Annotated in this window: 32 protein-coding genes and 1 pseudogene; 19 read left to right on the forward strand and 14 right to left on the reverse strand. The window is 34.9% G+C overall.

The genetic code is table 11. The features are described 5' to 3' along the window. The 7 genes from AC1Q8L_RS14650 to AC1Q8L_RS14680 form a co-directional block, all read left to right on the forward strand. Window positions 1–714: tail fiber domain-containing protein (locus AC1Q8L_RS14650; protein ID WP_492339453.1), on the forward strand; the 714-nt coding region annotated here is incomplete at its 5' end. Between the two features lie 14 nt (window positions 715–728). Continuing rightward, entirely contained in the window at window positions 729–2,069 is a 1,341-nt protein-coding gene (locus AC1Q8L_RS14655; RefSeq protein ID WP_422851094.1) for a BppU family phage baseplate upper protein, read from the forward strand. 12 nt (window positions 2,070–2,081) lie between these two features. Next, entirely contained in the window at window positions 2,082–2,585 is a 504-nt protein-coding gene (locus AC1Q8L_RS14660) for a hypothetical protein (RefSeq protein ID WP_492339454.1), read from the forward strand. Window positions 2,586–2,602: 17 nt separating this feature from the next. Next, window positions 2,603–2,749, forward strand: a complete 147-nt coding sequence (locus tag AC1Q8L_RS14665; RefSeq protein ID WP_170956934.1) for a hypothetical protein — start codon at window positions 2,603–2,605, stop codon at window positions 2,747–2,749. Between the two features lie 32 nt (window positions 2,750–2,781). Continuing rightward, on the forward strand, window positions 2,782–3,063 hold the full coding sequence (locus AC1Q8L_RS14670) for a hypothetical protein (RefSeq protein ID WP_098289465.1): 282 nt from the start codon (window positions 2,782–2,784) through the stop codon (window positions 3,061–3,063). Window positions 3,064–3,065: 2 nt separating this feature from the next. Continuing rightward, window positions 3,066–3,290 carry a hypothetical protein gene (locus AC1Q8L_RS14675; RefSeq protein ID WP_098097078.1) on the forward strand — a complete coding sequence of 75 codons (225 nt, stop codon included), beginning with the start codon at window positions 3,066–3,068 and terminating at the stop codon, window positions 3,288–3,290. Then, complete coding sequence (locus AC1Q8L_RS14680) at window positions 3,290–4,075, forward strand: N-acetylmuramoyl-L-alanine amidase (protein WP_098404306.1); 786 nt, start codon at window positions 3,290–3,292, stop codon at window positions 4,073–4,075. The genes AC1Q8L_RS14675 and AC1Q8L_RS14680 overlap by 1 nt, the downstream gene beginning before the upstream one ends. A 27-nt stretch (window positions 4,076–4,102) precedes the next feature. Here AC1Q8L_RS14680 and AC1Q8L_RS14685 read toward each other — a convergent pair whose 3' ends face one another. The 4 genes from AC1Q8L_RS14685 to AC1Q8L_RS14700 all read right to left on the reverse strand — a co-directional run bounded on the left by AC1Q8L_RS14685 (window position 4,103) and on the right by AC1Q8L_RS14700 (window position 5,336). Further along, window positions 4,103–4,336 carry a hypothetical protein gene (locus AC1Q8L_RS14685; RefSeq protein ID WP_240520392.1) on the reverse strand — a complete coding sequence of 78 codons (234 nt, stop codon included), beginning with the start codon at window positions 4,334–4,336 and terminating at the stop codon, window positions 4,103–4,105. An 87-nt stretch (window positions 4,337–4,423) separates the two neighbouring features. Beyond that, entirely contained in the window at window positions 4,424–4,777 is a 354-nt protein-coding gene (locus tag AC1Q8L_RS14690; protein ID WP_098404302.1) for a YolD-like family protein, read from the reverse strand. Window positions 4,778–4,836: 59 nt separating this feature from the next. Next, a complete protein-coding gene (locus AC1Q8L_RS14695) occupies window positions 4,837–5,076 on the reverse strand; it encodes a hypothetical protein (protein ID WP_098404300.1) in 240 nt (79 codons plus the stop codon). A gap of 35 nt (window positions 5,077–5,111) precedes the next feature. Beyond that, complete coding sequence (locus AC1Q8L_RS14700; protein ID WP_000264499.1) at window positions 5,112–5,336, reverse strand: helix-turn-helix domain-containing protein; 225 nt, start codon at window positions 5,334–5,336, stop codon at window positions 5,112–5,114. Window positions 5,337–5,648: 312 nt separating this feature from the next. Here AC1Q8L_RS14700 and AC1Q8L_RS14705 point away from each other — a divergent pair, with 312 nt between their 5' ends. The 11 genes and pseudogenes from AC1Q8L_RS14705 to AC1Q8L_RS14755 all read left to right on the forward strand — a co-directional run bounded on the left by AC1Q8L_RS14705 (window position 5,649) and on the right by AC1Q8L_RS14755 (window position 11,759). Further along, window positions 5,649–6,947 carry an FtsK/SpoIIIE domain-containing protein gene (locus AC1Q8L_RS14705; protein ID WP_098404297.1) on the forward strand — a complete coding sequence of 433 codons (1,299 nt, stop codon included), beginning with the start codon at window positions 5,649–5,651 and terminating at the stop codon, window positions 6,945–6,947. Next, window positions 6,916–7,461: a replication-relaxation family protein gene (locus tag AC1Q8L_RS14710; protein ID WP_340637667.1), complete on the forward strand. Its 546-nt coding sequence runs from the start codon at window positions 6,916–6,918 to the stop codon at window positions 7,459–7,461. Before AC1Q8L_RS14705 ends, AC1Q8L_RS14710 begins: the two co-directional genes overlap by 32 nt. Before the next feature lie 19 nt (window positions 7,462–7,480). Continuing rightward, window positions 7,481–7,969 (forward strand): hypothetical protein, encoded by a 489-nt coding sequence (locus AC1Q8L_RS14715; protein ID WP_098404291.1) that lies wholly within the window; start codon window positions 7,481–7,483, stop codon window positions 7,967–7,969. A gap of 176 nt (window positions 7,970–8,145) precedes the next feature. Continuing rightward, window positions 8,146–8,994 (forward strand): WXG100 family type VII secretion target, encoded by an 849-nt coding sequence (locus AC1Q8L_RS14720; RefSeq protein ID WP_098014159.1) that lies wholly within the window; start codon window positions 8,146–8,148, stop codon window positions 8,992–8,994. Between the two features lie 28 nt (window positions 8,995–9,022). Continuing rightward, window positions 9,023–9,241, forward strand: a complete 219-nt coding sequence (locus AC1Q8L_RS14725) for a hypothetical protein (RefSeq protein WP_000949622.1) — start codon at window positions 9,023–9,025, stop codon at window positions 9,239–9,241. Between the two features lie 31 nt (window positions 9,242–9,272). Beyond that, window positions 9,273–9,560: a DUF4176 domain-containing protein gene (locus tag AC1Q8L_RS14730; protein WP_000432383.1), complete on the forward strand. Its 288-nt coding sequence runs from the start codon at window positions 9,273–9,275 to the stop codon at window positions 9,558–9,560. Between the two features lie 20 nt (window positions 9,561–9,580). Then, window positions 9,581–9,754 (forward strand): hypothetical protein, encoded by a 174-nt coding sequence (locus tag AC1Q8L_RS14735; protein ID WP_000478359.1) that lies wholly within the window; start codon window positions 9,581–9,583, stop codon window positions 9,752–9,754. A gap of 117 nt (window positions 9,755–9,871) precedes the next feature. Continuing rightward, window positions 9,872–10,459, forward strand: coding sequence for a DUF3967 domain-containing protein (locus AC1Q8L_RS14740; protein ID WP_098829964.1), 588 nt, complete (start codon window positions 9,872–9,874; stop codon window positions 10,457–10,459). 101 nt (window positions 10,460–10,560) lie between these two features. Then, window positions 10,561–11,139, forward strand: a complete 579-nt coding sequence (locus tag AC1Q8L_RS14745; protein WP_078183725.1) for an ABC transporter permease — start codon at window positions 10,561–10,563, stop codon at window positions 11,137–11,139. 26 nt (window positions 11,140–11,165) lie between these two features. Continuing rightward, window positions 11,166–11,246: pseudogene (locus AC1Q8L_RS14750) on the forward strand (DUF3967 domain-containing protein); the annotation flags it as partial. 207 nt (window positions 11,247–11,453) lie between these two features. Further along, window positions 11,454–11,759, forward strand: coding sequence for a hypothetical protein (locus AC1Q8L_RS14755; protein ID WP_492339455.1), 306 nt, complete (start codon window positions 11,454–11,456; stop codon window positions 11,757–11,759). A gap of 203 nt (window positions 11,760–11,962) precedes the next feature. Here the strand turns inward: AC1Q8L_RS14755 and AC1Q8L_RS14760 are convergent, their stop codons facing one another. From AC1Q8L_RS14760 to AC1Q8L_RS14770, 3 genes are read right to left on the reverse strand one after another with little or no spacing between them, the layout of a single operon-like run. Next, window positions 11,963–12,253 carry a DUF5388 domain-containing protein gene (locus tag AC1Q8L_RS14760; RefSeq protein ID WP_492339456.1) on the reverse strand — a complete coding sequence of 97 codons (291 nt, stop codon included), beginning with the start codon at window positions 12,251–12,253 and terminating at the stop codon, window positions 11,963–11,965. Window positions 12,254–12,284: 31 nt separating this feature from the next. Beyond that, window positions 12,285–12,686, reverse strand: coding sequence for a hypothetical protein (locus tag AC1Q8L_RS14765; protein ID WP_000030444.1), 402 nt, complete (start codon window positions 12,684–12,686; stop codon window positions 12,285–12,287). A 14-nt stretch (window positions 12,687–12,700) separates the two neighbouring features. Further along, complete coding sequence (locus AC1Q8L_RS14770; protein ID WP_098155046.1) at window positions 12,701–13,531, reverse strand: ParA family protein; 831 nt, start codon at window positions 13,529–13,531, stop codon at window positions 12,701–12,703. Window positions 13,532–15,341: 1,810 nt separating this feature from the next. Here AC1Q8L_RS14770 and AC1Q8L_RS14775 point away from each other — a divergent pair. Beyond that, a complete protein-coding gene (locus AC1Q8L_RS14775) occupies window positions 15,342–15,716 on the forward strand; it encodes a hypothetical protein (protein ID WP_492339457.1) in 375 nt (124 codons plus the stop codon). A 193-nt stretch (window positions 15,717–15,909) separates the two neighbouring features. Here AC1Q8L_RS14775 and AC1Q8L_RS14780 read toward each other — a convergent pair whose 3' ends face one another. The 7 genes from AC1Q8L_RS14780 to AC1Q8L_RS14810 form a co-directional block, all read right to left on the reverse strand. After that, window positions 15,910–16,803: a helix-turn-helix domain-containing protein gene (locus AC1Q8L_RS14780; protein ID WP_000395488.1), complete on the reverse strand. Its 894-nt coding sequence runs from the start codon at window positions 16,801–16,803 to the stop codon at window positions 15,910–15,912. Between the two features lie 179 nt (window positions 16,804–16,982). After that, window positions 16,983–17,843 carry a hypothetical protein gene (locus tag AC1Q8L_RS14785; RefSeq protein WP_000919357.1) on the reverse strand — a complete coding sequence of 287 codons (861 nt, stop codon included), beginning with the start codon at window positions 17,841–17,843 and terminating at the stop codon, window positions 16,983–16,985. A gap of 213 nt (window positions 17,844–18,056) precedes the next feature. Further along, window positions 18,057–18,566: a hypothetical protein gene (locus tag AC1Q8L_RS14790; RefSeq protein ID WP_492339458.1), complete on the reverse strand. Its 510-nt coding sequence runs from the start codon at window positions 18,564–18,566 to the stop codon at window positions 18,057–18,059. 242 nt (window positions 18,567–18,808) lie between these two features. Then, window positions 18,809–19,327 carry a DUF4352 domain-containing protein gene (locus tag AC1Q8L_RS14795; protein ID WP_000516000.1) on the reverse strand — a complete coding sequence of 173 codons (519 nt, stop codon included), beginning with the start codon at window positions 19,325–19,327 and terminating at the stop codon, window positions 18,809–18,811. 412 nt (window positions 19,328–19,739) lie between these two features. Continuing rightward, window positions 19,740–20,405, reverse strand: a complete 666-nt coding sequence (locus AC1Q8L_RS14800) for a DUF6338 family protein (RefSeq protein ID WP_000249255.1) — start codon at window positions 20,403–20,405, stop codon at window positions 19,740–19,742. Further along, the gene (locus tag AC1Q8L_RS14805; protein ID WP_002153814.1) at window positions 20,406–20,558 is read right to left on the reverse strand and encodes a hypothetical protein; all 153 of its coding nucleotides are present in this window, start codon (window positions 20,556–20,558) and stop codon (window positions 20,406–20,408) included. A 23-nt stretch (window positions 20,559–20,581) separates the two neighbouring features. Continuing rightward, entirely contained in the window at window positions 20,582–23,155 is a 2,574-nt protein-coding gene (locus AC1Q8L_RS14810; RefSeq protein ID WP_000124192.1) for a S8 family peptidase, read from the reverse strand.

Here is a 23,155-nt window from a genome sequence, read left to right on the forward strand (position 1 = left end):
GAAGTAGCCAACGGTGCTACCTTCACAGTATCTAATCCATCGAACGCATTTTGGGTAGACTCTGCTGGTGGAATAACGTTAAAAGGTGGATCTAAATCCGTATGGATGGACAGCCAGTCTGCTATTGTTTTCAATTTAAACGGTAAAAACATGCTTGATGTGGTCGCGACACCAAATAACGAAACTGATCTTCGTTTCCAAACAGTAACTCTGCGTAATGGTAGCGTCGACGGATATACAACACTTCAAGTTAAAAACGGGTCAGGAAGTGCATATAACGCTGTTACGGCATCGGCATTCCAAACGGCATCGAAACGTGAGTACAAGACAAATATTCGTGATTTGCAGTTTAGTGCATTAGAAAAGATCATGGCTCTCAATATTCAACAGTATAACTTGAAAACAGATATGGAAGATTTGTATGAAAAGAGAATGAACCGTACAGAGGATGATCCAATCCTTACAACGAACAATATAGAAACTCATTATGGTTGGATTGCAGATGATGAGAACACACCAGGTTGTTTCGTCACAAAAAGTAGAACTGCAGCTGAAATATATTCATCATTAGCTATTCAGATTAGAGCTTTCCAGGAAGAGAAGATTGCAAAAGATAACGAAATTAGCGATTTAAAAGCAGAAATCGAAGAACTCAAAGAAAAAGATAAAAATCATGAAGAGAGATTAGCAGCACTAGAACAAAAATTAGCATAAAGAGGTGAGTTAATTTGGCAGAACTGTTAAAGGTAAGGGAAATAACAGTAGATACTATGCAATACAAGGATTTCGCTACAAAAGAAGAAGAACTAAAGGTAATGAGATTTTATCAGAATGACTTAAACTCTGCCAAGCTATTAATCAATGTAACTCACGACAAAGTAGTTACAGATTTTTCGACAGCCACAAAGGTACAAATTGCATTTTTAAAGCCTGATGGTAAGAGAGTTTTCCAAGATGTACAAAATGTAAACCAAATGCAAGGTAAGTATTATGTAGTATTGAGCACACAAACACTTATTGCATACGGAAACGTAGTTGCGCAATTAAGATTAACTTTCCCTAATAATAAAGTAATTGAAACATGCAAATTCGTTTTCGCTGTGGATGAATCTATAATGTCTGATACCGCTTTGGAATCTACAAATGAATTCCCGGTAATACAAAAAGCAATTGAAGTAGGAGAAAAGTTTAAAGATGTAGATTTCGCTCCAATCATTAAAGCCGGAGAATTAGCAGCAGGAGCGTTACCAAAAGCAGGCGGTACGATGACAGGCCCTATCTATTTTGATAGTACTACTGCTAAGTACGGTATACATTTCCAGTCTGGAGGTGCCTCTAAAACAATCATATCAGGTGACGCAACTCGTACAAATATGTGGGACAACGTGAACGCGATGGATGTTTGGTCTTATAACCCTACAACTAAACAATTCGACATCACTACGGCTACGAACGTAGTTAAAAAAGCAGGCGACACGATGACAGGACCATTAACGCTTTCAGGGGTAATGTCTTATCTGATGATTGACGACAAGGGAGGCTCTATCCGAGTCCATCAACCTACAGACGTTTCTACTAGTGCGCGAGGTTTACAGTATTATGAAGGCGGGGCAACTGTGGCAGGTGTCGGAAGATTACGTAATGGAGCAGGTATTGACCAGATGTATATAGGGTGGGGAACTAACCCATGGAGTGATACTACTAGCTTGACGGTAAGCGACTATAAGTTCACCTATAAAGGAAAACCTGTAGCAATGCGAGATAAGGATGGACGAGTTACTTTAACGTTGACATCAGATGCTGTTAACTTCAGCGCTAATAGGCCTCTAATAGCCGACAGACGAGGCAATACTGTAACTGTTAGAGGCGCTGTAGGGTTAAACTCTACGGCTGTAGGTAATGTAATTTCGACACTTCCGACAGATGTTAGACCTACAACAGATATACCTATGACGATGCTTGCTACAGATGGAACATTCTTAGCAGGCGACATTATGCAGGACGGTCGAATTAATTTCTGGACAAAAGGTAAAAACGTTTATCTGTCTTTCACTTACGTAGTAGACTAAGGAGGAAAATACATGGCTAAGTATTACGGATATTGTTATAACAAAGACGGTAAGTTTACAGAGATTATCCCTTTAGAGGAAAAACCAGTTTACGAGAAACAAACGGCGTATCGTTGGGAATCGAAAGAAGTTGTCACGGAAGAAAAGTTATGCGAAGTACACCAATCTATCAAAGATGAAACGTACGAACCTGTAGAGGGTGGAGATAATCCAGGTTTTCCTCACGACTGTCCGAATTGCGTAATGCGCAAGGTAGAGCATGAAGATGTACAAGTACCATATGAAGAAGATGTTATCGTAGGTTATGAGCCTGACATCCCTGTAAATTGTACTTTAGAGGTTTGCCCAGGCTTAATCTTTGAACCTGTATTCCGCGAGGGTAAATGGGTTAAAACGGCTGAACCGAAGCCTGAAGAACCAAAACCGCAAGAACCTTCTGAACTAGAAAAACTGAAAAAAGAAATGAAATTAATGCAGAAAGCTATAGACGAATTGATTGTTGCTAGTATCCAATAAAAAGGAGTAGATGCAAAATGGCTGAGTACATGGCACAACGAGTGATCGATGAAGTTTTTACGTATACTTTTATCATTACAAAGATGAAGGCCTATAAAGAAAGGATTGATATATACTTAATTGACAATGGAAGAGCAGATTTAATTACGGATAGCGCACAATAGTGGGCTTTTTTATTTTGACAGGAGATGAATTAATGAATATTGAAATCGGAGTGCTAATTGCAGTATTATCACTTGCTATTAGCTACTTTGCATACTCTTTAAATAGAACCAAGTCCATCAAATCTGATGGTCAACAAAGCGCAGAAATGAAAGCAGAACTAGGATATATTCGCAAAGGCGTTGATGATATTCGAATCGATTTAAAAGCAAGTGAAAAACAAATGATTGCTCTTGGAGAGCGTGTTACACGAGTTGAAGAAAGCTCAAAGCAAGCACATAAGCGCTTGGATAATCTAGAAAAGGAGGCAAATTAACAATGCCACTAACAAAAGAAAATATTTTAAAACGTTTGCGCAACTGGAAAACATGGGTTGCGCTTTTTTCATGCTTTGGACTGATTTTATCGGTATTCGGAGTAACTGGGTTTGAAGGTAATTTAGAAAAGGTACAGCAAGCTGTTTATTTGTTTGGTATTGCGCTAGGTATTTGGACAAGTCATGGAGACGCTACTGATCAAAATGAAAAAGGAGATGTTGAATAATGGGTAAGTATAGTTTACATGGTGGTCACAATAGTATTGTACAAGGTGCAAATTGCGGAAGTAGAAAAGAACATGTTATGGATCGTCAGGTAAAAGATGCGGTGGCCTCTAAATTAAGAACGTTAGGTCACACGGTTTATGATGATACAGATGAAACAGGTTCTACTCAAGCGCAAAACTTAAATAATATCGTTAGAAACTGTAACTTTCATAGTGTGGATCTTGTTATTTCATTCCACTTAAATGCTTATAACGGAAGTGCAAACGGCGTGGAGGTCTGTTATTATGATCAACAATCTTTAGCTGCAAAAGTATCAGCACAACTCGCAAAGGATATTGGATGGTCTAATCGTGGAGCGAAACAACGTAATGACCTTTATGTGTTAAATAGCACAAAAGCACCAGCAATTCTAATCGAACTAGGTTTCATTGATAATGACTCAGATATGGCGAAATGGAACGTTGATAAAATCGCAAATTCTATTGTATACGCATTAACTGGTCAATCAGTCTCAGGTGCATCTAATAATTCTGGAGGCGGTAATACGAGTAATAACAGTGGATATCAATATGTAAAATCAGGTGGATTCGGCACGAATTATATAAATGAAGCGATTCAAGCAATGGCTGAACGTGGAACGAAGGGTAAAGTTGTTGTTGATCCATTAACAGGTCTCGCCTATATTGAGACTGAAGTATTACCTAATCCAGAATTAGACAAGATTACTTGGTGGATGGATACTCGACCAGACGGAAAGTGGTGGTACGAATATATTAAAAAATAAACAATGAAAGCCGTCCTATCGGGCGGCTTATTTTACATTTTTATGATAATAGTCATGGTCATCCTTATCTCCACCAATCCCATCCCCGTCAAAGTCCTCAGTGTAAGGATTATTGTTGTACTCCTCATTGTCGCTTCCTTCTATAAGAGCACCTATGAATCCAAATATCCCAAATCCGATTACTAAAAGTATTACAATAAAACAACCTGCTCCCAAAAACATACTAAGATCATCGTCTTTATCCCCTTGTTTTTTATCCAAAACTACTCCCCCTTTAGCGCATCCCCGTAACTTATATATACTAAACCAATTATAATCTATTCACGCGAAAAAACTGACCGTATTCAGTCAGTTTATACTCACTAATTCATCAAACTTAAACTCTGTATTAAGTCCGAATGCATCCGTACAATATACGGTTTTTAACATTGGTTCGATATGTAATACATTTATGTACATGTCGTGCACCATTCCATCACGATAGTATGAAATAGATATTTCCTCTTTACTTTGCATCGAATAAATAAGACTTCGTTCAATCTGTTCTTGCATATCTTCACTGACAATTGGTTTAGGTACTTTATTCAAATCGCTAATTATTTCTCGTATCACTTCGTATTGTTCTGGCATACTGGCGAACGGCTGCCACTTGACCATGCCCCTCCCGCGTAATTTAGGTGTTCCCCAACTCTGATTTTCCATGATGATCCCCCAATTCGTGTAGATAATTTACACTTATTATACACGAACGTTTGTTCTCTTTAAACTGCTTTTTCTGCGTTGTTTTTTGCCTCTAATTCTTTATTTAAAAATTCTATTCGTCGTTGGATAAATTCAATTTCGCTTCGGCGAGCTGCATTATATCCTTTAAAATGACCTTTTGCATATCCATCAGCAGCTTTTATTTCATTTTCAAAATCATTAATGCTATCAGTTAAGAATTGAATGCGTTCATTCATTATTTCTATGAAATATTCAACGGACTTTCGCTCCATACCCATATAAACAGCTCCTTTTGTAAAATTGCACTATTGTTTTACATATCCCAAAAATCATCAGCTTTAATCCTGGGATCTAGTTCACGGAGAACCTTTAATATCTTTTGCATTGTTTTTCGTGTTGGTGATCTATCTGGATTATTAGCTAAATCCCCTACAGTATTTCTTCCTAGCCCTGATTTTCTAATTAACCATTCTTGCTCAATTCCGTGTTTATCTAAATACTTCCCAAACTTTGTGCGTTTTTTCCCAAGACCCCACACAACATTCACTCCTTTAGTTATCTGTTGTCTTCAGTAATGTCCTAGTTTCACTAAAAATAAACCCCTAAAAATGGTGAATATTGAGCAAGCTGTATAGAATACCTTTTACCATACCAAACAAATTACGATTCCCAGTTCCAAATTAATAGCCTCTTAAAACTTCGTTTCACCTATTCTGAATAGAATTCGTTTGCAGAATACTGCTTCAGACATTGAAAGATTAGTATTTTCAATGATTCATAGCTATTATTCTCTCTTCTAATTAGCAGGGACTGTTTTTGTTAAAACATACATGAGGGGTGGTGCAGGTTTGTGATATTTGAGTTAGTAAGTTCTGCTGCAGTCGGTGGTGTAGTCTTTCTATCAAAAATGCATCAAAAAGGAGCAACAAATGATGCCTCCAAGATTCAAAGAATTTGTGCTAATTGTGGTTTGAAGGTTAAGGAAGGGAAAGAAACTAGGACTATACAGCTACTCCGTAAGACAAGAAATGATTGGGGAGTTGAATATGCTTATAGGATTCCGCTTGGTCTTAGCTTCTCCGATTTCGAACAAAAGATACAACATTTAGGGGATGGATTAAATCATAAGAGCAAAGTTTATGATTTCAAACTACAAGACTTCAAATCTCTTCGACTGCGAAAAGATATTTTAAAACAAATACAAAACATCATAAGCAAGAAAAAACTCGTTAAAAAGGAAATTGAGCTGTCTTACGATGGGTTACTTAAAATACGAGTTTACGAGAAAGGGATACCTGATTTTGTGAAATTTGAAGAAGAGATGATGAAGCAATGTAGGGGATGGGAAATACCTATTGGTTATACAAGGGATGGATTGATAAAACACGACTTTGATCAGTTATCACATATGATCTCTGCCGGCATGACGGATATGGGGAAATCGAATGTATTAAAGCTTATTATTACTTCGCTGGTACGCAACCAATCGGAAAATATAAAGTTATTCCTCATTGATTTGAAGGGTGGTCTCTCTTTCAACCGATACAGATTCCTAAATCAAGTCGAATCAATTGCGAAGAATCCAGAGGAAGCCCTTGAGACTCTAAGGGAATTGCAAGATAAACTGAATGATAGAAACGAATACTTACTAGAAAAAGGATATGAAGATATAAAAGAAGCCGGGGATCCAGTACGATACTTTGTCATCGTGGATGAAGCAGCCGATATAGCGCCATACCAGGAGTGCCAGGACATTATTGTTGATATAGGTCGTCGTGGCAGGGCGGCTGGATTCCGTTTAATATATGCAACCCAATATCCGACGAATAGTGCTATGCCGTCACAACTGCGTCAAAACATCGGTGCTCGTGTTTGCTTTAGATTACAAACAGAGGCAGGGAGTCGTGCCGTATTAGACGAGGGTGGCGCAGAGAGCCTTCCTAACATAAAAGGAAGGGCTATATATCAAACGAACGAGAAAAAGGTCCTACAAACTGTTTATATCGATAATAAGCAGATTGATAACATCATAAAGCCACATATCAACATAAGAGCGAGGAAGGAGCATGAAGATGCAAAAATTAGCACTAAAGGAAGCGAGAACCGAGTCCATACTCTTGAGCTTGAAGAAGTTGGGATTTTTAAGTAGGAAGCAAATCCAGGTACTTCACGATCTTGGCGGTGACAGAAACGCTTCTCGTGTAATGAAAGGGATTGAAGAATATGTGTCTAGTTTTAGGGATGGAGAGAAGGTGTACTATCTCAATAAAGAAGGACGCGAACGTATCGGAAGTAAGAAGATTCTCAAACGTTCTAATCAATTCCGCCACTACATCATGCGAAATGATATCTACATTGCTTACGAATGCCCGAAAACGTGGAAGCAGGAAGTGAAAATGAATGTGAAAGGTATAGTTGCCATAATTGCAGATGCACTATTCACTGATAATGGACGTTATCACATTGTAGAGGTGGATCATGAACAAAAGATGAGTGCGAACCGTATCAAGATGCAGAAGTATCGCAAACTGATGGAATGCAAAGTATTTGAAAAGACCCCTAAGTTTATTTGGTACACCACGACAGAATATCGTAGAAAACAAATTCAGAAGCTTTGCGAGGGATTGGATTGCAACATATTTACCGTTACTGATTTCCATTAAAAACAGGGAGATGGTCCATATGGCAACTGAGACGATGAGCATCAAAGATTTTATGGATGGTAACTACGGAGCAAAGAAAAAATGGAGCTTGTTCAAAAAGAAAGCAAAAAAATACGCACCTGTAGCGGTGCGAGTAGGAATAATAGTAGGTAGTGCTATTATATTCAGTCAAATTATAGATATTCCTCATGTATTTGCTGATGGTAATAATCCGGATGTAAATGAAGTATTTAAAGATGTGCAGTCCAATGACGGAGCAATAAAAAATTATATAGATGGCCAACTGTACAATCGTATTGTAAATGCGTTTGAACCGGTCATCTTCTTGATTAAAGCAGTGTCATATCCGATAGCATCCGTTGTAGCGTTATGCGGTGGGCTGTTCATAATGGTTGGTAGCCAGGAACGGGGATTCAGTTTAATTTCAAGGGCTGGGATTGGTTATATAGTGGTGCAAATGATCCCATTGTTTATGAGGTTGCTTGTTGAAATTGCGAAAGCTATTTAGTCCTACAAATGTAGGGCTTTTTCTTTGCAGAAATTTCTTAACCGTCATGAGACATAGAGTGATTCAATATTCTAAATAATATAATTTTTACTTGATTTTTTTGGAAAAAACAGTAATTATATGAATGTGTAACTCTAATATTATATTAGAAACAATAGAAATAAGGGGGGGTATAAGTGGGAGATATTAAAGTTACTCCAGAGGAATTAAGAAATAGAGCAAAAACTTTTAAATATGCTAGTGCTGAAGCAACCAATCGTCATAATAGAATTCTTTCAGAAGTGTTTAATCTTCAAATGAGATGGATAGGAGCTTCTAGTTTAACTTTTTATAATGATTTGCCTCGATTTAATAAGTCTTATGAAGATTATGTTCAATGTTTGAACCATATTGAAAGTGAATTGGAACGCATAGCAGAAAAATTCGAACAGGCAGATAATCATTATATATTTAAAGATGCAGGCGCAGTGATTGGCGATTCAATAAAAGATAATAGTCCTTTTGCTCAAGTTTTAAATTATAATACAGATATAACACTCCCTAAGAATGCAAAGACTTTTTTTGATGATGTAAATGGATATGATAAGATAGGTGGAGAGGCTAAAGGGGCAGTTATAGATGCTGGATTTAAGGTTGGAGATTTTACTATACATGAACAACTTCTTAGAGGTGAGGTTAAGGCGCAATTTGGCGGAGGAATAGGTGGAGAAGCTAAAGCTGGAGTAACTTTTAATGATTTTGGAGTAGATCATGAAGATGGAAAAGTCCATGTGAAAGTTGGGAATGCTGAAGCTGGTGTTGAGGCTAAAGATGGTCATGTTGGCATTGGAGCTAAAGCAGATTTAATTAAAGGGGAAGCTGAAGTTAAAATTCCTATTCCTTTTATTGATGATTGGAAGATAGTGGTTGGTGGAGAGGCAGCCTATGGTAGTATAGGCGGGGAAGCCAAACTGGGATTAATGAACGAGCTTGATGTTGGTTTTGGAATAGGATTAGGTGTAAAATTTGGAGTTGAAAAAGACTAAATAGTTTGTTTTTTATAGGGGGGATAAGATGCTTTCTTTAGATGTATTTAGGAAGATTTTAACGATTTTTTGTGCTATTGCTGTTCCTGCTAGTCTATTGGCTATATGGTTTGGAGCAGATGCTACATTGAAAGAAAAAATGATTTTATCAGTGGTATTTTGTGTAGTAATGCCATTATTTATTTTCATATTTTATAAGATTGTTTCATTTTTTTTTAAGAAATCTTATTCTTCAAAGAAGTATTAATTTTATAATTTATTAGAAGGGGTTTTTAATTATGGAAAATACATATGTACCAAATTTATTAATTGGAGAAGATTTATTACCAATTGGTTCTGTAGTTCTTGTTGAGGGTATTAATCAACCTCTTATGGTTTATGGTAGAAAGCAACAACAAGCAAATGAAGACAAAATGTGGGATTATGTATCTTGTCCTTATCCACATGGTAATTTATCTAAAGAATACAATGTATTTTTTAATCATAATCAGATAGCAAGCTTATTTTTTAAGGGGTTTGAAACAGTTGAAGAGTTAGAATTAAGAAATAAGTTATCGGAATTTTAGTGAAAGGGCAGACTAATTTTATGTTCTTAGGATTTGGATGGTTTCCAAAGAGATGGGGAAAAAGGAAGGTTTCAGAAAAGTTTCTGCAAGCAAAATTTGCTGATGAAGGAAAAGGGATTTTGATTATTACTTATGCTATAGATTTATATGTGATATCTATTCCTTTAAAAGTAAAGAAACATAATTCACTTTAATTTCTATTGAATATAGAAGTGATTATGCTACGAAAGTCATGTGTATACATGGCTTTTTTATTTGCAGGAATTTCTTAACCACCATGGAATACTCTCACTAGGAGGTGTTGTGACGTTATGACGGACGAAATTGTTTATTCTGCTAGTGAAGTATATAAACGACTAGGAATAAGTGATAGCACCCTTAGAAAGTACATGGAAGTATTGTCACGTGAGGGATTCGCAGTAAAGAAAGATAATCGCGGCAGACGCCAGTACACAGACAATGACATTATGGTGATTGAAAAATTAATTGAACTGAGTAAGCATGACGGTATGACGCTAGAAAAGGCAGCGAAGATGATTGCACAGCAAATAGAGAAAGTTAATCCGGATCTGATTCAAGAAGAGTCTGAGGAAACGGATTTAGTGCCATTCCACATAAAACAGCAATTACAGGAACAGTACAGCGTTATGGCGCAAGAAATGAATCAGAGTATGTTAGCAATGGAGAAGCGATTAAGTGAGCAGGCAAAGCAAAGTAACGAGGAAATCAAAGCGAGCGTAGAAGCGCATAATGAACGCGTGGAAAAACGATTGGAAGCGCGAGATGAGACGCTGATGAAGACGCTACGTGAGATGCAGGAAACGAAGAGATTGATGCAAGAATTTCGAAATGAGGTTGCTGCTGCAAAAGAGAAGAAGCCATGGTGGAAGTTCTGGTAAGAGATTGTACCTGAGGTATAGAAGAATCGATGGAATGATTCTTCTATACCTTTTAATATGTTAAAATTGTATTATATATATAATCAATGTCGGAGGTAACTATGAATAAAACGCTTAAAATAACACTTACAGGATTATTGGCAACAACGTTACTTGTTGGTTGCGGTTCAAAAGAAGAACCTAAAAAGGAGCACTTGAAGCAAGAAGCTAAACAGGAATCTAAGAAAGATAATAAGAAAGACACTAAGTCTGACGCGGAGAAAGCTGCCATTGCTGATAAATTCCATTCTGCTGTATATCCTCGTAAGAAAGATGGAACAATTGAATTATCTGTGTGGATGACTAGAAAAGAAAAGGTTGAGTTATATAATTATGTGGAGAAGAAAGCTAAAGCTGAAGGAATGACTCCAGAGGAATATAGTAAAGTTAAAGGCGAGGAGAATGACCAGAGAGCTAGAGAACAGACTCAAGCTCAACAGGAACAAAAAGCTCAAGAAACACAGACTAAGACACAAACTAAGACTAATCTCACCCAAGATCAGTGCGATACTGTAAAATCAGAAAATGAAATGATGAAAAAGGCAATTAATCAAGGGAGCAGTAATAGTACGAGCGCAAGTGAATACACAAAGAATCAACAAAAATTAGAATTATGTAAGAAGCAGGGGATGGTTGAGTAAAGAACGTTTCTATGCGTTTACATGTTAGCAAGCGCGAGATGCAGGAGTTTCGGGATGAGGTTGCTGCAGCGAAAGAGAAGAAAAAGCCGTGGTGGAAGTTTTGGTGAGTTTAATATATAAGATAAAAGGACTGGAAATTATATATTTTAATTTCCAGTCCTTTTTATTTTTTTTGAATTAGAGATTATCATAGTATTTTGGGAAAAGCGTATGTAATGAAACAGAATTATTATAAGCTAATCTATATTTTGTATATTATTATCATTTTTGGTAAGTATAATGTGTGATTGCACAAAATATAGGAGGTAATTTATATGAGAATTGTATATGGTAATATTGAGAGCGATGGAGGAATTATAAGTGGGAGTGGAGGATTTGATGTAAGCCTAGTTGATACAGGACTATGGGATATACATTTTGATGTGCATTTTAATAACATTCCTGCTGTAACTGCTTCACAGTTATATTCTGATAGCTCTGATACTACAGGGCATGGAGGAAGTACTTTAGATAATGTAACTTTAGTTTCTCTTGATAAAAATAGGGTAAGGCTTAAAACAGGAAATGCTTCAGGTGAACCAAGAAATCGTCATTTCACTTTTATTGCAATCGGTGAGTAACTAACCTAAATTTATACAATGCTATATTAAAAAACCGCATGAGAAAAGAGCTCTAGTTGCAGGTGTTATAAGGTTTTCAATAAACTACGAAAAAGTAGAAATGTATACTTTTCTACTTTTCCACTTTAGTGAAAGATGTATTTAATATTAGATTTTCAACATAAAAAAGAAGTACCCCTAATTAGAACAAGGGATACTTCTTTTTATATTTCAGTCAGTAATTTAAATTTCATTTTCTGCTCTGTTGTTAATTCTTTTTCTACATAACTCTGTATAAGTAAATCGATTATTTCATGAGCAAATTTTTTATTGGCAATTTTCATTAATGCTTCAAGTTCTTCCTTCGATTCACTAGGAACTTTAATACTTCCCTGTTGGTTTTTAAATTTCTTTTTCTCAGGCGCCTGTATTTTCTGTTCTTTGTTCGTATTTAAATCTGAGTTGTCAGTAATAGGCGTAACTGTTACTACAAATGAACTATTCTTATTTTCCACAGGTACCACTCCTATTTAAACTTTTCACTTGTTATTTCTTTTCCAACATCTCATAAAGGTGTTTGTACATCCCTTTATAACCTTCAGATTGTCTTGTTGTTAGCTTAGTATTTACATAGCTTTCAAGAAGCATATCGATAATACTATTAATCGATGCCTTATCCATGCTTTCTTGTTCTTTTATAAATGGTTTAAGTGTATTTAGCTTTAATAAAACAGCTGGTGAAATTTTAGCTGTTTTAGATGGAACTAAACGTTGATCAGGCTTTTCGGGAGCTGTTACTTTTCCTTTATTGATAATAGGCTTAATAACTTGTTTTTTGACAGGCTCACTATTACGGCCAAAATCGTTAGTTCCTTTTATCTGTACACCTTTGTCATTTAAAGTGTTTCCAGGTTTTGTGACAATAGGTTGAAATGGTGCTTTAGACATTATGAACTTCCTCCTTAAGCGTTAATAGTTGCAAAATAATTTTCATGTTCATTTAGTTCGCTAAGAACATCGATGAATAGTTGATGAGCTTTTTCATCCCACATATCAATATTACCGCTAACGTTAACATTTTTATGAATTCCTTCAATATCATAAACTTTTAGGCGCTCTTGATATCTCACGATTGTTTCTAGAACGTTTCCACCATACATTTCCTGAGCTTGTTGTAATACTTTATTATCCACTCGTTTCCCTTGATGTAACATCATTGGGATAATGCCTAAAACTTGTAGGTCTGCATCATATGTTTCTGCTAAGAATTGCATATAAGCAATATATGTTTGTGCACCCTCTAAAGATAGCTCTTGTGTTTGTAGAACGATGATACAATAATCAGCTGCGATCATAGCATTATCTGAGTAGTCACTGATTGTTGGTGGTACATCAATGTAAATACGATCATATTTATCTTTTAATGGCTCGAGTAGTTTCTTTAAGTAAGTAATTTGTGCAAGTTCATCCTCGGGGAACATATCAAAGAGGATTTTTGAAAGCTTTCTAAATGAAGTATTAGATGGAACGATATCCAAATTCTCAATAACTGGGATAATCTCATTCTCTAAATTTTGATTTAAAAATGCATCTGTAATAGACTTGTCTATTTGTTCAATGTCACCTGTTTTAGCAAGGACTCTTGTAGCATTCCCCTGAGGATCCATATCCACTAATAGACATTTCTCATTAAATACAGTAGCTGCTTCATAAGCCAACATTGTAGCTGTTTTAGTTTTTCCAACTCCGCCTTTAAAGTTACCGATTACGTATGTAGTTGCTTGTCTAGTCATTTTCGACATTCCTCCATAAAACTCCGAATAAGTATACCTTTGAGTAAAATGTAACATCTATATACAATATTCGCAACAGTATACCGAAGAAAAGTTTATGTTTTTCTAACAAATTTATCGAAAGAGTAGAAAAGTATACTAAAGCGTAAGATTTTTTAGTATACTTTTCTACTTTTCTACTTATACGTAGTTTATAGAGTAGGTGATTTTAAAGGTGTAAAAGTATACATTTCTACTCATGCGTAGTTTAGAGGTGTTATATATATATACCGTTAATAAAGGGTTAATCGCAATTTTAAAGCAGGAATAAATTATAAATATGAGGCTTTAAGTATACATTTCTACTCATGCGTAAGTTAGAAACAGTATACCAAATTTAAAAGTATGGTAGAAAAGTATACTTTTACACTTTTTCGTAGGTATATTTTTCTACTTGTGCGTAGTTTTAAGTTGTCATTTCGCTGTTTACAAACAAAAAAGCTTGTTGTAACGTAGTACACAACAAGCAACATTCTACAAAACAAAACATAATTTGATATTTTACATATACGAAGATCGATAGAACAATTGAATATGAACACAAAACAAAAAGCCACTCCCATATGCTAACGGCTACCAACCGTTGTGGGAATGACTCAGCTCTAGTAATTGCTACCAACACTTACTAGACATAACCTGTAACCATGCAGGAATTTGGTTTAAGTAGTGTACCACCACTATCCTTAAACAATTATGCCTTTCGACTAGGCTTATTTGATATACCCATTTTATCTATGATTCGGCTAAAATTCAACTAGTAAATGCTAGAATTGTATTTTTTGCAGTCAAAAGATATATATAGGGCATCTCTAAGCCTAGAAGTCTTGTGAATGTACAAGCCATTTAGGAGTTGGAGATGCCTTTTTGTTTTTGTTCGCGTGGAATTGCCTGATACCACGTAAATAAAAACTGATAAGCCGTAATTCCGTGCTTCTATATAGGGGGAACGTGTTACGGCGTGGCTAGCTGTTGGTCGTGCAGGGGGTACAGAGTATGCGCCTACAAAAACAGCACCCCTCATTGGAATCCTGTTCTTCTGATGAGGGAGGGCGAGAACGTGCCCAGGGACGAATCCCTAAAAGGTTCGGGTGGTTATCGTTAGCATCAAGGTGCTAGGGAGTACATTCAGTTTGTCGTGTAGGGACGATATTACAAGGACAAGCCATAGAAAAAGGATGTATGCGGTGAAAATCGCTGAGTGAACAGGGTCTATACATACGGATACCTTATAAGTGACCGCATGGCGAAAACAAGACGCTTATCCATCTATTTTGATCGATTACTTTTTTGTGATCTTTCAAAGTAGGGGATAAATTTGCCTTCCAGCCGTGTTCCATAATCGTTCCCACATGATAAAAACCCTCAAGACCTTTAGTCAAGCTTAATCACAAAGAAAAGATGAAAAACATGGAATTGTTTAAGTCCTAGGGGAATGATTGACTAAGATAGAGGAATAAATATAGGATTTACTACTTACTTGGTTAGAAGGTAAAGGGATGGATGGTAATAGACCTTATTGCGGAATTAGGTTTTATACAACAGGTATAGTACGTGAAATTATGGATATACTTAGATTATTATTAGCTAGTTTTATATTCCATGCTTATTATTCCTTGTGAAAAAACAAGGATTTTTCTGTCGAAAATGGTATATAAAAGAGATAAGATAATCTTCTATTATATGATTTAAATAATTTATATAGAGAGGTGATTGGGGAAATTTGATGTAAAATGAATCAGAATAGGAGATACAAATAAGGGGAGGAATTTATATGACAAGAGTTAGTGATAATAGTTTAAATGCATTAATTAAGCGTTTGAAGGATGATAGTTCGGATTATATGAATGAAAATGCTGGTAGTTGGGGTCTTGATGATTATTTACAAACTTTGATAAGAGATGGGAATTTATCTAGTTCAGCTGCATTAGGTTCAGCAAAGCGTGCAATTGATCAAGGCTTTTCTTCTTTAAGTGATGACCAAATCAAAGCAATTGCTTTAGAAATGTTGAATAATGATGTGTATATGGCTAAATGTCCTAATGAATGGTGCGGGGAAATAATTGCATGGGGAGATATGAGCATTGCTTTGGATGAAGGGCAATGTTATCACTGTGTAAATGCTGAAGCAAGTTTAGAACGTCAATAAATAAAGCAAGGGGCACTTGAATAAAGGTGCTCCCTATTTTATCTTTATTTGCATATCAGTAGTTTTTTTATAAAGAAAAGACACCCTAAGGTGCCTTCCTCCGACTTGAAACACTTTAATTTTAATAATATAGCTCTAATTTAAAAAACTATAGGGATTTTTCCTGTGGGCTTTGTAAGTAGTTTTTACGAAATTATGAGTGTTTTTTATTCTGTATTTCAATAAGTTCATCTTTAATCATTTGTATATAATGTTCTTTTTCTGTTAATTCAAATATAAATAATGCTTTATTCATGTTATTAACAACGTCTTCTTCATTATGTTGTTTAACCTTTAATAAATACTGACTTTTTAAATAGTATAGTTCACCTAATAGATATAAAGTGTTTAGATTAATAGCTAATTTGATGCCCTTATCAAGGTATTTTATTGCCTCTTCATGTTGATATGTGAGGTCTAAACATTTTGCTAAATTATAAATGATTTTTAATTTAATTTCTTTATCTCTAGGAAAATCTAACTTATTAAAGTTAGTTAAACATCTTTTTAATATATTAATAGATTTTTCGTATTCCTTGTTTTCCGCATACAATATAGAAGTTGACTGCATAATATCTATTTCTCTTTCTGATAAACAATCAATATTCGTTACAGTTAGTTTTAATGCATTATTTAAAAGAGTTAAAGCCAATTTTGTTGCGTTATTCACACGATATATAGCAATTGCTTCGTACCATAGTAGAAATTGTTTATCTTCTATTGATTGGAAATTATTTTCGTTTTTCTCTTTTTTTACTATTTCATAAAGTTCTTCAAATTGTTTTTGCTTTGTACAATCGATCATTACATATTTTACATTTTGTACGTATTTTAATTTCTTGTTTTGAGTTAGTGCAAATATATTATTTGGATCAACACCAAGTCTTTCAGATAATTGATATAACAATATGCTAGATGGATAAATCACACCTTTTTCGATCTTGCTAATTTGGCTTTGTGAACATATTCCATGACATAATGCGGATTGAGATATATTTTTTGAAATTCGAAGTTCTTTAATGGTAATACCCAAATCGTTAAATTCCATTTTCTCCACCTACTATTTAGCGCTTTATTAGTATAGTATTCTCTAATCTTAATGTAATTTAAAATTAATTTAGTTGCAATTATTGTTTTTAAGGGCTTACCGTTTCTATAAGATGGAGAGGCTTTTTTCTACATAAAGAAAAGACACTCAAAGGTGCCTTCCTCCGACTTGCTCTTCTTTTAGAGAAATAAAAAGGTTTTAGTTGCTAGTTCTATTTGGCTGCTCCACAGTCCTTTTTTATTTTTAGCTAATGGATTCATTACATTATTTTGGTTAGGGGTTGGTATATTATTTAGAGTTACGATAGTTGGGCTGTGTCTATCTTCTGGAGTATCTTTTCTGCATTGGGAGGCTGTAGGATCACAACCGTTAGGATTAATTTGTACTAAATTTCCATTTATTTTTTCAACTGCTGTTCCCCAAAATATATGACCTAGTTCGTGCGCAACAGTTGATTCATTTAAACCATCATTAGCAGCATTACAAACAATGATATGTTGGTAACGTTTTGCATGGTTTATATCTGGATCATCTGGATCCTTTAAGTTAAACCATGATAAACCTATTGTTCCGGTTGAAGTTTCTGGGAACGGAGCATACCATACAGTTACAATTTTCGTACTTAATAGTTGATTATACATTTTAAAATCTCTTCTTATTCTCTGTAATTTTATCATTTCGGGACTATTTGCAGTTACTGATCCAAGCTGTGGGGGGAAATTAAAATTTGAGCCGAGGTCTTCGTTAGTTAAATGAATTCCTGGAGATATTTGAGCAATGGGGAATGGCCATATTTCTCTCGCAATCGCTAAGTCTGCATCTAATCTATCTCTACCATCTTTCTTAGTAGTTTCAGCACCCGGAAGATAAAATCCTATAACAATAACTATTGAAAAAAGCCCTCCATTAGTATCAGTGGGAATTGCTTCCGATGGTATTGGAAAGCCTTCCCCATCATTGATAACCACGTTATCATTACAGCGACAAGTATGCTCGCAACAATGATGATGTCTATGTGGCCATTTGTGTCGTTTTAACAATACGTTTCATCTCCTTTTTAATATGTTATGCTGCTAGATTTGTAGTGCTTGTACAAGCGCTTATATTTATAATCAAATAAAGAAAAGACACCCTAAGGTGCCTTCCTCCGACTTGAACCATCTTAATTTTAATAATATGTATTGGACGCCAATCCAAATATTATTTTACCATGTTTAATTATATTGGTGATTGAGAAATATGAATTGAATCTATTATTTTACTTTTAAGCTCTTTTCGTATTCTTTAGCTTCATCAACATTTTTAAATGTTTTTAAATCGAATATCTTTTCTCCATCAATACATACAACTAATACTCCATCTTGAGCTTGAAGAACACTACCTACATTACCTTTTCCGAGTGAAATACTGAAGGGATTCTCTACATTTAATGATTTCTTTTTAGCAAGATAATCTTTAAATGGCATACCAATGGATAGTTCGTCTTTTAAGCCTTTAATAGTGTTACCAGAAGTAGTTGTTGGTTGTTCCTTTTTTGTAGCCTCTTCTTGCTGTTTGCGTTGCTTTTCAGCCGTCTCTTGTTCTGCTTTCTCCTTTTTCACAGTCCCTATTTCTTCAGCTTTCTTCGCTTTCTCAGCTTCCTTTTGTGCTTCTTGCTCAGCTTTAGATTCTTTGGAAGTACTTGCTGTCTCGTTAGATGAACATGCTGCTAATCCCATAAATAAAGCGAAACAAGTAAGTGTTGTTAATAGTTTTTTGTTCATAGTATGTATCCCCCAGCGTTTAAAATGTAAGATTTACCTGAACTATCATAACAAATATAATCACAACTATTTTGTCATATTATGTCGAAATGAAATAAAAAAGACACCCTAAGGTGCCTTCCTCCGACTTGAACCACTTTAATTTTAATAATATGTATTGGACTCCCGTCCAAACATTATTTTACTACCTTAAGTAATGTCAGTTGTTAAGAAAAAAAGGCACTCTTTCGAGTACCTTTTTCCTATTCTACTTTTAAATTAATTTCTTTACCTGTCATACCGCCACTAGCTTTTAAGAAAAGTCCTTCAGCATCTTTTGGTATATCAAATACAATTTTCCCTGTCTGTGTTAGACCAGGATTTAATTGTTTTAAGAAGAAGTCAGTTTTTCCACCGTTAGCTAAGTCAAAAGATGATTGACCTTGTACAGAAGATGTGAATTCACGACCTTTGTTATCTACCAATTTAAAGCTGTTAGTATCAACAGTGATAGCGTCTTTTTGATTATTAGTAAGTGTAACTTCTAAAATCTTAAAGACACCTTGTGCTTGTTCTTTTGAGTATTCATTACCCACAGAATCTACTGTTTCCATAGATCCTACAGAGATTTTCACATCAGAAGATACACCTTCTTTTGATACAGCTTTAGTGTCTGTTGAAGTTTTTTCTGATGAATCTCCGCCACCAGCAACCATAGCAATTATTCCGATTACAAATAAAGCTATAATGCCCAGGCATCCAAACTTAAATATTTTTCCCACGTTTGTTCCTCCAATTATGTAAAATGTAAGATTGCCACGTTAATAATAACAAATTAAATATCTTTATATTGTCATATTATGTCGAAAGGAAATAAAAAGATAGTTTAGAAGTTTTAGACTATATTTCTGTCCTATAATTTATTTTTCCCATCTATCTCTTATTCATAAAGAAAAGACACCCAAAGGTGCCTTCCGACTTGAACCACTTTAATTTTAATAATATGTATGGGACGCCTATGCAATATATTGTATTACACTGGTGTATGTGGTCGTGGATAAAATAGAAAAGAAATCTTTGTTTAATTGATTTCTTTTCTATTCAGTTTAGAAGTAATTTTCATTTTCGATATTTTACAAATCGAAAAATGGTAGATGACGAATGATTATATGGGTTTACTTAACAAGGATGTAACTATAATTTAGAATTTAATAAAGTATCACCATTAAAGAAACGTATAGACTTCACATCATCTAAATTGAGATAAATCACGCTTTCTTTACAAACTTGCCAACTTTCGTCTTCCTTATGCCTATATTTTGGACTAGCTAGAATTATTTCTTTGGTATTACTTTTATCTAGTTCAAAAGAAGAGCGTTGTAAATATCCTGCATAACTTTCGTCTTCAAAATGAACAATAATTAAAGGTGTTTCTTTTTCCAAACTGTAAATAAAGACTATTTCATCCCATAGATTATCAAACGGTGAAGCAGTGAATTTGAAAAATTTAATAAACTTATATAATCGCCCTTTGTCTCTTATAAAAGCAAGAAATACCGCAACTATAATTGTAAAAATTATTAAGCCTATACTATAAATAGCTACCCATTTAATTGTTTCATTGCTTAGTTCTTTAGTGGAAACTTCTGTGATTATTGTGTTTACATGATTAATAAACAAATAACTCAAGAAACCGGTATATATCGTATGAATAGCTAGCGTTACAGTTATGCTAAGAACAGTAAAATCAAAAGCCTCTCTTTTCTTAGTGGGAGTTAACTTTGAATAAATTTTTATGCATATAAATCCTGGTACTAATAAAATTATTATTGCATATAATTGAGCAATTGTCGGAACCATCTATTTATCATCCTTATCTTCTTGCTCAATCTGACTATCCTCGGTCTGTACCTCTAAAAATATATCAAACTTTTTCATTATATCTTCAGTGGGCTCATTAAAGCGAATAGAAGATCCTCTAATTGCTCTATTTTCTTCTTTTTTCTCTTTCATTCTCTTTCCTCCTAATGTAACTTTTATACCTGTACTTCTAATTCAACTTCATTGGCTATTGCTATTTTTGAGTACAATTCAATATCTTGATTAATCGCTTCAAAAGATACGGCTAAACAATATGGAACACTAGCCTCGGGATCTGTATTCCAGCCCATATGACCTATAATTGCTATGCAAAACCCTTCACTCAATTTATTTGAATCTATAACTGCCCAATCCTTTTGAATGGTACCACTCTTACGATTTACACCTGTAATAGCTCCCCAATCATCCCTTTCTCTAATATTCCAATTAAACAGTGGAGAATCATTCCCTAAAGAAGCCCCTTCATTTTCGCTTTGCTCAACCATTCTTTTAGCAAACTCTCCTGGAGTTTCATTTTGTTTACTAGTTTGCCAGTCTAACCATGTAGATAAATATCTCCTTCTATGTCTACGGGTACGTCTCGGTTCGGCTTTGTAAGATAAACTAATGTCTACACGAATTTTATATTCATCAACTGGTTTACGAAGTTCTTCTGGAATTTTCACTTCATATATATGTACTTGTCTCCCTTTAATCAGTGTTTCTCCATTCGTAATTAAAGTAATTCGATAATCCGAATTTTCAATGGCTCTCTCTAAATTTGGAATTCCATAGCCTAAATGTCTAATAATATTAGATTTATTAGCTCCATTTTCTGCCCAAACTGGCCATCTTGCAGATTGTATAAGCAAGGCCCTATGTAAAAGGGTGGACTCACTTGGAAAAACTTCAGCAATTCCAGCAGCAATATGTGTAACTTTTGCTGTAGCAAAGGATGTACCTACATCATCTCTAGCGAACAAATTACCTCCATGTAATGTTGAACGTACTAACTGCGGACATAAGTCGTCTTTCACGACAACACTTTGAGTATCCCCCATAGTAAAAGCGAAATCTCCACCATATTCTACTACCTCTGGCTTTATTACTCCCCATATCCCTGGTCCTGCACACGAAAATGAAGAGGGTTCTGTTTCTTTTGAAAAAGAATTATAAATGCCACTTAAATCTTTAATTCCAACAGACCCAACTGTTATTGCTTGTAAACTTTGGGCCGGATCAGCTATTCTTGAGGAGTCTTCTAAAAGAAAATCTGGATAATTTTTTCCTCTCGCTAAGTGATCCCTTATGCCTAATCGGGCATCAGAATTTGAAGGTCTAGATAAAGGCAGATTTCCAATAGAAACTGTAAAAAGTACATCCTGTTCCCAGCATAATTTATCAATCGTAGCTGCCCAATGACTCATATGTACTGTTCTACAAGGATACAAACTATTTATTGAATGATTATAAATTCTTGTACGAGTAGGACTATTATAAAAGGTTTCTATAATTTGCTCTAATACTTCTGAGGGAGATAATTCTTTAGGCATAGAATTATTCTGATCTAATACACGTGCATTTTGTATCCAGCATATGGGGGATATCTCACCTGAAATAGGGATCCCCTTGGGATATAAAATTGCTCCAGCAACCCTTGTACCGTGTCCCCCTTGTTTAACATAATCTGCTACATCTGTTGGGGAATTTATCCAACTTTTAGATGTTGTAGAGTCTATTGCGTTTTTTAACAGTAGATGTTTTTCTTGAATACCACTATCTATTACGCATACGCGAGGTGCAGAATCTGTAGGCGAAAGTAAATTTACTGTTGTTTGTTCTTGCTCTATTGCATCTTTTCCATCGATAGGAGAAAAACCTATATCTTGTGCTTCTGTAATATCAAATACAAAAGGATGGTTTAAGGCAATGTCTTTTAAACCTTTCCAAGAAATTTCAATACGGATATTCACACAATCTGGAAGTTTTGATAGCGAACTGCCCCTACTTCGATCCATAGTAAGTACTCGTCCCCCATATTGCTCTGTTATATGTAAGAAATCTGAAACTCTTTGTTGCGCTATCCTATTCCATTCTGTATGTGCCTTATTTCTTTTTTGTTCCCATTTTGCTATAGCTTTTTGAAATCTTTCTTCTGAAGCATATTGATTCTTTCTTTTTTGAGGATGTTCCGGAATATCAATTGTACTTAAGCAAGCTATTCCAACATCTACAACAAGTATTTCATTACCCTTCACTTTAAACCATGCTTCTTGTAAATATGGTGATACAATACTTTGTATTCGCCAATTACTATCCTGAATAAATTCCCAAATACTGGCTGCTTTTTTCTCTTTTGCATCCATAAACTTATTAATTTTATTAGCTAATGTATTAAAATTCACATCATTAGATGCACCCAAAATGAACCCGTCTTCTAGTTCACTAATTACCTCAATATCGAATTTCCTAACGTCTTCTATTGGAAGTGCATCAGGATCTATATGTAGATATAAAGGAATAGCTTCTGGCATTACAGGAAGCTCATCTTTTTTTCTTTGAACTTTTTTGTCACACCAAGATTTTTGAATATTTCCTACAGAACTTAGTAATTTCTGTCCATGTACTTTAGGATTCGCTTCATTCTCTTTTGTTGTTAAAGATTTCTTTGAGGAAAAGCTCTTTGGTTTTATTGGTGGTGCATCTTTAACAAGCCTCAATGGTATATGTAAAAATTCACTTCTAGCCAA

Source organism: Bacillus sp. GW823-FHT06A11 (genome assembly GCF_058795355.1).